This window comes from Streptomyces recifensis (assembly GCF_002154615.1).
GTDB classification, from domain to species: domain Bacteria; phylum Actinomycetota; class Actinomycetes; order Streptomycetales; family Streptomycetaceae; genus Streptomyces; species Streptomyces griseoluteus.
The window spans coordinates 1-6,963 of record NZ_MUNH01000522.1; the positions used below are offsets into that span (position 1 = coordinate 1).

Here is a 6,963-nt window from a genome sequence, read left to right on the forward strand (position 1 = left end):
CCCTTCCGGAAGGGTCCACGCATGAAGGTGGATGGATCAGTCGCGTTCGTGACCGGTGCCAACCGCGGGCTGGGTGAGCAATTCGTGCGAGCGCTGCTCGAAGCGGGCGCGGCCAAGGTCTATGCCGGAGCCCGCGATCCGGCGAAGGTGACGGTGCCCGAGGCCGTGCCCGTCGCCGTGGACATCACCGACCATGCCTCGGTCCTGGCCGCGGCCGAACAGGCACCGGACGTGACCCTCCTCGTCAACAACGCCGGATCCACGACCCGGGCACACATCCTCACCACGGAACTGGACTCCTTCCGTACGGAGTTCGAGACACATGTGTTCGGCACCCTCGCGATGAGCAGGGCTTTCGCCCCGCTCCTCGGCCGCAACGGCGGCGGGGCGATCGTCAACGTCCTCTCGGTGCTTTCCTGGGTGTCGATCACGGCCAGTGCGGGGTATGCCGCGGCCAAGTCCGCGGAGTGGTCGATGACCAACGCCCTGCGGCTGGCTTTGGCGGAACAGGGGACACAGGTCACCGCCCTGCACGTGAGCTACCTCGCGACAGACATGGCTGCGGCCGTCACGGGGCCGAAGGCGGACCCTGCCGCAGTGGCCCGCGCGACCCTGGAGGGAGTCGAGGCAGGGTGGCCCGAGGTTCTCGCCGATGACGTCAGCGGGCGCGTGCAGGCCGCGTTGTCCCAGGGACCTGAGGCGCTCTACCCGCAATTGCGCGGCGGCTCGTCCCTCGTGTGACCCCGTCGGGGACGGCTTTGCACCTGGGAGCCCGTGGTGCCGGATCGCACGCCCGTCGGAGGTTCCGATGACTGACAGCACGCCACCGCACGACGCCGCCGGCGCCCTCGCAGGGCAGACCGTGGTGGTGATCGGCGGCAGCGCCGGCATGGGGCTGGCGACCGCTCGCCGTGTGCGCGCGGAGGGGGGTCAGGTCGTGCTGACCGGACGTGACCCCGAGCGGCTGCAACAGGCCGCACGCGAACTCCAGCCCGCGGGCACGGCGGCCTTCGACGCGACCGACACCGACCACCTCGAGCTGTTCTTCCGCGAGCTGACCGGCCCGGTCGACCACGTGATCCTCACGGCCGGCCGGCCCTTCTACATGCCCCTGGGCGACATGGACCTCGCCCAGGCCCACCGTCACTTCACCGACCGTCTGACCATGAGCCTCGCTGTCGCCCTGTGCAGCCGGGAGAAGGTCCGCCCCGCAGGAACGCTGTTGTTCATCGGCGGTACGGGCGCGCGACGCCCGGCCGTCGGCCTCGCCGTCACCGCCGCGCTGACCGCCGCTCTTCCCGCCCTCACCGCGAACCTCGCACTCGAACTGGCGCCCGTCCGCGTGAACCTCATCGCCGCCGGCTTCGTCGACACACCCCTGTCCGCGTCCCTCCTCGGCGAACACTTGGAAGCGCGCCGCGAGGAACTGCGCGCCTCGTTGCCCATCGGCCGGGTCGTCGACGCCGACGACGTCGCCTCTCTGGCCACGCACATCATGTGCAACGACGCGCTCACCGGTGCCACGTACGACATCGATGGTGGACAACAGCTCCTCGGGCATTGAGCGCGCGCACGGGTGGTGTCGACCGCATGGGACGCCCCGGGACGCAGGCCAGGCCGTGGGCCGAGCCGGCCCAGGCGGGTGTGCACCGCCAATTCGCGGCATCGTTCACCCCGCTCCGATCCGAGGCGTTACCCCCGGTCGCGGAGCGACCCATGGTCGCAGTCCGGGTCCCGGAGGTCGCTGATCCCCCGGGACCCGTGGCGCGCCGGGTGCCGGATCAGGGTCGCCGGCAAAACCAGCCGCGGTCCCGGCCTGGCTCGTAGTCGTGCTCCGGCTCCGCACCGACCTTAATGCGGGCCGCTTCGGCTACGGCTTCCCACTCTGCCTTTCTCTGTGTGGCGCGGCGCTGCTGCTCCGCCGCATCGGCTGCGTGAGGATCCCGTCGTCGCGGTTCAGCCTTGGCGACAGCGGGCAATGAGCTCGGCACCCTCAGCGGTGAGCAACTGCGGCATGAGCCGACGCAGCGCAGCCGCATGCTGCTGGACACGCTTGAGCGTGGTCGGTCTGGGTGCGGATCTTGCCGCCATGAGGCGCATCGGACAAGTGGGTCGTTGGGGAAGGCGTGCGCGGCGGTGCATGACCAGGACGTGCAGCTGGGGGGACACAGGCCGATCCGTACACCACGCCACAGCAGCCGCATGTCACAGAGATCGTCAAGGACGTCGAGAAGCTGACGCTCCCATAACAGATATGCGAAAACGCACAACTACACGACATACCGCCCCAATCAACCGGAGTTAACCATTTCTCCTATAATTAACAAAACACACCCTCTGCGCATTGCGCCTTGCCTGGCCAGCGAGGCGTTACCTGATCTTCACGTGACGGGCACTGAAAGATCGTGATACTTTCATGGAACCTGAAGCTTCGTCTTACCCGTATTAGATTCCGATGTGATATTGACATCGGTTGGATGCTGGCGAGTCAATTGCGCATATCGGCTCGCCTGTGGAAAGCGTGACAATACCCGGGCCAGCCGTATGGGAAATTGCATCAATTCCGTCGCCAAGCAGATGATCGGCCGCGATCCCATTGGAATCCATCGCCCGGGTGTAGGTATTGTCGCGAAGCCGCTGAACGGCAACGCCGTTCAGCCAGTAGGTGAGTTATTCGCCGACGGCGCTGTCAGCGGTGATGACTGGCAAGCCACCGACCTGTCGGCCTTTCGGCGAATTTGTCTGCCGCCTCACGCGGAGGCGTAATCAATGCTGGTCAAGTGAACAACTTTCTCTTATCGTTTTAATTCTGATCTGCTGGACCACGCCGAAGGGCGGCGCGGACGGCGGCTGGATAGGAACAAATAGTGAAGATCGCATTCCTGGTTCGCGACCTCTGCCACATGGGGGGTGTGGTCAGCGCCACACAGGCTCTCGCCGGGGCGCTGGCGGAGAAGCACCAGGTGGAAATCGTCGCTCTGCGCAAGGTGCGCGACGAGTCGTACTTCCCCCTCGACCCGAGGGTGTCCGTGCGAGCGCTGAGCGATCTGCGGCCGCACTCGCCGGTCTGCGATCTGGATGATCCGCTGATCGAAAAGTTCCCGCTCATCTACCCGCTCAACGTCGACGCGAAGAAGCCCGTAGTAAGCCGGCTCGCCGAGGTGCGGCTGCTGCAGTACCTCGACACCACGGACGCCGACGTCGTCGTCAGCTCCAGCCCCCGCATCACGGTCATGCTGGCGCAGAGCCGGGGGAGCTATCTGAAGGTGGCCCAGGAGCACTCGATGCCGGCCATCTATCCGGATGACATCAAGGAGAGGCTCTTCCCGGCCTACCTGTCCCTGGATGCCCTGACTGCGCTCACCCCCGAGGAGGTCGCCGCCCTCGGGGAGCAGGTGCCGGCGGTCCGCAACCGGCTCGCCGTCATGCCCAACTGTGTGCCTACCGCGCCGGTCCGCTCCCGGGGCGCCAACAAGCTCGTCATTTCCGCTGGTCACCTCACCGAGAACAAGAACCACGCCCTCTTGGTCGAAGCCTTTGCCCAGGTACACGCCCAGGCTCCGGACTGGACACTTCGTATCTACGGACACGGGGCCGAAAAGTCCCGGCTGAAGGCCCGCATCCACGAGTTGGGGCTCTCCAACCACCTCCTGCTGATGGGGCAGGTCGCCCCCGTCACCCCCGAGTTCGCCAAGGGCGCGATCTTCGTGCTGCCCTCCATGCGGGAAGCGTTCGGCAATGTCCTCGTGGAGGCTATGGCGGCCGGGCTGCCCGTCGTCAGCACCGACGCCGACCATGGGCCGCGCAACATCCTTACCGACGGTGAGGACGGCCTGATCGTTCCGTGCGATGACGCGGGCGCGATGGCCGAGGCCATCCTGCGGCTGGTGCGGGACGACGGACTGCGCCGGACGATGGCAGAGAGCGCTGTCCGCAACGCCGAGCGGTTCCACGAGACGGGCAGCCGAGAGCGGTTCGAGGCCGTCCTGGAGCTGGCGTTCGCCCGCAAGGCGCTGCCCCGGCACGCCACCGCCCGCGTCGACACCCAAGGCAATCTGCACGTCGAGGTGGGCCCACTCCCCCTGGACGCCCACGGCGCCGACCTGGTGCTGCGCAAGGACGGTGGCAAGAACCTCCTAGAGCACCGGTTCGCACTGTCGGCCGACGGCCAGGCCCTGGTCCCCTGGGACACGGCCCTCCCCCACGGCACCTGGGGCGCCTTCCTCGCCACCCCCTCCGGCGCCGAGGTGCCGCTCGGTACCGACGGCTACGGCTGCGACACTCAGGACCTGCTCGCCGTCGAGCTGCCGCGGCCGCACGGCCACGCGCTCGCGCTGCTGCTGCCGTACCGGAACGAGAACGGCCGGCTGCACGTACGCAGCGCGCTGCGCGAGGTCCACGCCGAGGTGGGCGCGGTCCGCGTGGACGAGCGCACCATCGAACTGCGGGCCGACGTGTGGGGTACGGCGCTGGGTCCGGGCGCGGTGGTGGAAGCCCGGCATCGCCGGAACAAGAAGCGCCACCTGACCTTCACCGTGGAGAAAACCGGGGAAGGCGCGCTCAGGACAGTGATCGACTGCCGGACTCTGGCGGACGAGCACACCGACGCCGAGGGCACGGACGTCATCTGGGACTTCTTCGTCCGACCCGACGCCGGGGAGCCCCGCGTGGCCCTGGCGAAACTGGCCACGGACGTCCTCCAGCCCATCGACGTGTTCACCTTCCCCCGACCCGTGGTGACCACCGTCGACGAGACGCCTGCCCCAACCGACACTGCCGCCGGTCCCAGCCCGCGGCCGTCCATGCTACGCCTAGGGCTGCGCAAGGCCCGGCCCGCCGAGGCGGTGACGCCTCCCCCGCCGGCCCCCCGCAGGGAGACCGAACTGCGGCCGTATTTCACGTCGCTCAGTCAGTTCTCGGTGAAGACCGTTCGGCTGTGACCGCGCGGCCGCGACCGTAGGGCACGGCGGCGAGGCAGGGCCCAGAAGACGCATCAACATTGTTGGTTGATTCGGGCCCAGTCGCTCGCCCCGCCGCCGACCACCCGCACCTGGTCCCGCCGCGGCCACACCCCCGGTGCGGATGACGGTGCCGTCCAGGTTGAGGGGGGGTAGGCCGCCGCTGCCGCCCGCTCCAGAGCGGCGGACAGGTCGGGCGCGTGGTCGGCGAGCACGGTCAGCCTTTCGTGCAGGTAGCGGTACGCGGTCGGGGTCGCGATGCCGTTGTCGCGGGCGAGTCGGGCCAGACGGCTGCCGTCGACACTGACGGCTCGTCACGTAGCGCAACTGTCACATTGCTGAGAAGACCGCACTGTGCGCCGACGTACAGCGAACATCCCCTGCGTACCCTGGCCTTTTGGCCGCCCAAGCGGAGGCGACCTCCCCTCTTCGCGCGGGCCTGTGTCGGCCGTGGGAACCCTGTGACAAGATCCGCTGGCATGTCGCCTGTCATGTCGTCTGCCGTGCCTTCGTTACCTTCGTCGCCCACGGGCCCCTCAAGAACCGGTCGCCGTCTGCTGGCCGCCCTGCTGACGCTGCTCGCGACAGCAGGCTCCACCGTGGCCGAGGCCGGCACGCCGTCCGGCCCGGCGCCCGGCTCCGCGGTGAGCGCGGCCGAACCCGCGACGCCCGACCGCCCCCGCTACGACGTGAAGCTGCGCGCAGACGCCGACGGCTCCCACTGGGCGGGCCGGCAGACGGTGTCCTTCCGCAACGCCTCCAGCCGACCTCTGCGTGAGGTGTACATACGCCTATGGGGCAATGGCGAGGACGGCTGCGGGACATCCGGAAGACCGTCCCCCGTCCGTGTCTCCCACGTGCGCGGCGGCACTCCGGACCGCCCCGGCGTGAAGTGCACGGCGCTGCGCATCGCTCTGCCGAGGCCGCTCGCACGCGGTGAGCGGACGGCCGTCTCCTTCGACGTGGCCCTCACCGTGCCCGCACGCAACAACCGCTTCGGCCGCGAAGGCGCGTTCCGCTTCCTGGGCAACGCACTGCCGGTCCTCGCCGTGCACGACGTGAGGGGGTGGCACCTCGATCCGTATGTGTCATACGGCGAGAGCTTCTACACCCTCGCGAGCGACTTCCGGGTGCGCCTCGACCACCCGTCCGCCCTCAAGGTCCCGGCGACCGGCAGCACATGGACCCGCCCGGGCGGCACCGGGCGTACGGTCACCCACAGCGTCGCCAAGCGGGCGCGGGACTTCGCATGGGCGGCGGGCCCGTTCCGCACCGCGACCCAGACCTCGCCCGACGGCGTGCGAGTGAAGTCGTACTGGTCGCCGAACACGCCCGCCGCCGGCGTCCGCCTCAACCGCAAGGACGGTGTCGCCGCCATCGACCGGTTCGGCAGGGAGTTCGGCCGCTATCCGTACGGCGAGATAGACCTCGTGATGACCCCCGGGTTCGCCGGCGGCATGGAGTACCCCGGCCTGGTCATCCTCGGCACCGCGAAGGAGGGCGGCGCCACCGTCCATGAGATCGCCCACCAGTGGTGGTACGGCGTCGTGGGCAACGACGAGTACAACTCACCCTGGCTGGACGAGAGTTTCGCTCAGTACGCCAACGCGCGCTACTACCGCTGGGACGGGTTCGAGTGCTCGCCGGACGACTCCTGGCCGAGCGCCACCGCCGCGCTCACCAACTCGATGGCCTACTGGTCTGCACACCGTGGCGAGTACTCCCAGGTCGTGTACGGGATCGGCCCCTGCGTCCTGGCCGACCTGGAGCACGTCCTCGGGGCCGGCACCATGGCGCGCCTCATCAAGAAGTACGCCCACGACCACTGGTACGGCGTCTCCACCACCGTCGACTTCAAGAAGGCCGCACAGTCGATGACGCACAGGGACCTCGGCCCCTTCTGGCGGAAGCACCGCATCCGCTGAAGTCGCACTCCGCTCGCGGGTGACGGGCGAACCCCCTCGGCGCCACGATGACGGTGACCGACCGTCATCGTGGCGCCGAG

Annotated in this window: 4 protein-coding genes and 1 pseudogene; 4 read left to right on the forward strand and 1 reads right to left on the reverse strand. The window is 68.7% G+C overall.

Annotated elements, in window-relative coordinates; genetic code table 11:
- Positions 1-21: 21 nt before the first annotated feature.
- The 3 genes from CCN33_RS24815 to CCN33_RS24825 all read left to right on the forward strand — a co-directional run bounded on the left by CCN33_RS24815 (position 22) and on the right by CCN33_RS24825 (position 4,940).
- Complete coding sequence (locus CCN33_RS24815) at positions 22-741, forward strand: SDR family oxidoreductase (RefSeq protein ID WP_086695708.1); 720 nt, start codon at positions 22-24, stop codon at positions 739-741.
- Positions 742-808: 67 nt separating this feature from the next.
- The gene (locus tag CCN33_RS24820; protein WP_086695709.1) at positions 809-1,564 is read left to right on the forward strand and encodes an SDR family oxidoreductase; all 756 of its coding nucleotides are present in this window, start codon (positions 809-811) and stop codon (positions 1,562-1,564) included.
- A gap of 1,303 nt (positions 1,565-2,867) precedes the next feature.
- Positions 2,868-4,940, forward strand: a complete 2,073-nt coding sequence (locus tag CCN33_RS24825; protein ID WP_244173928.1) for a glycosyltransferase — start codon at positions 2,868-2,870, stop codon at positions 4,938-4,940.
- A gap of 93 nt (positions 4,941-5,033) precedes the next feature.
- On the opposite strand, the pseudogene CCN33_RS24830 reads toward CCN33_RS24825, so the two are convergent.
- Positions 5,034-5,260, reverse strand: a pseudogene (locus tag CCN33_RS24830) (IS5/IS1182 family transposase); the annotation flags it as partial.
- A 189-nt stretch (positions 5,261-5,449) separates the two neighbouring features.
- On the opposite strand from CCN33_RS24830, the gene CCN33_RS24835 reads away from it, so the two are divergent.
- Positions 5,450-6,883, forward strand: coding sequence for a M1 family metallopeptidase (locus CCN33_RS24835; protein ID WP_425275868.1), 1,434 nt, complete (start codon positions 5,450-5,452; stop codon positions 6,881-6,883).
- Positions 6,884-6,963 lie beyond the last annotated feature (80 nt).

What these genes read in the sequence shown, in the direction of transcription:
- CCN33_RS24815 (WP_086695708.1), top strand. Translation starts at nt 22, where the DNA reads ATGAAGGTGGATGGATCAGTCGCGTTCGTGACCGGTGCCAACCGCGGG.
- CCN33_RS24820 (WP_086695709.1), top strand. Translation starts at nt 809, where the DNA reads ATGACTGACAGCACGCCACCGCACGACGCCGCCGGCGCCCTCGCAGGG.
- CCN33_RS24835 (WP_425275868.1), top strand. Translation starts at nt 5,450, where the DNA reads ATGTCGTCTGCCGTGCCTTCGTTACCTTCGTCGCCCACGGGCCCCTCA.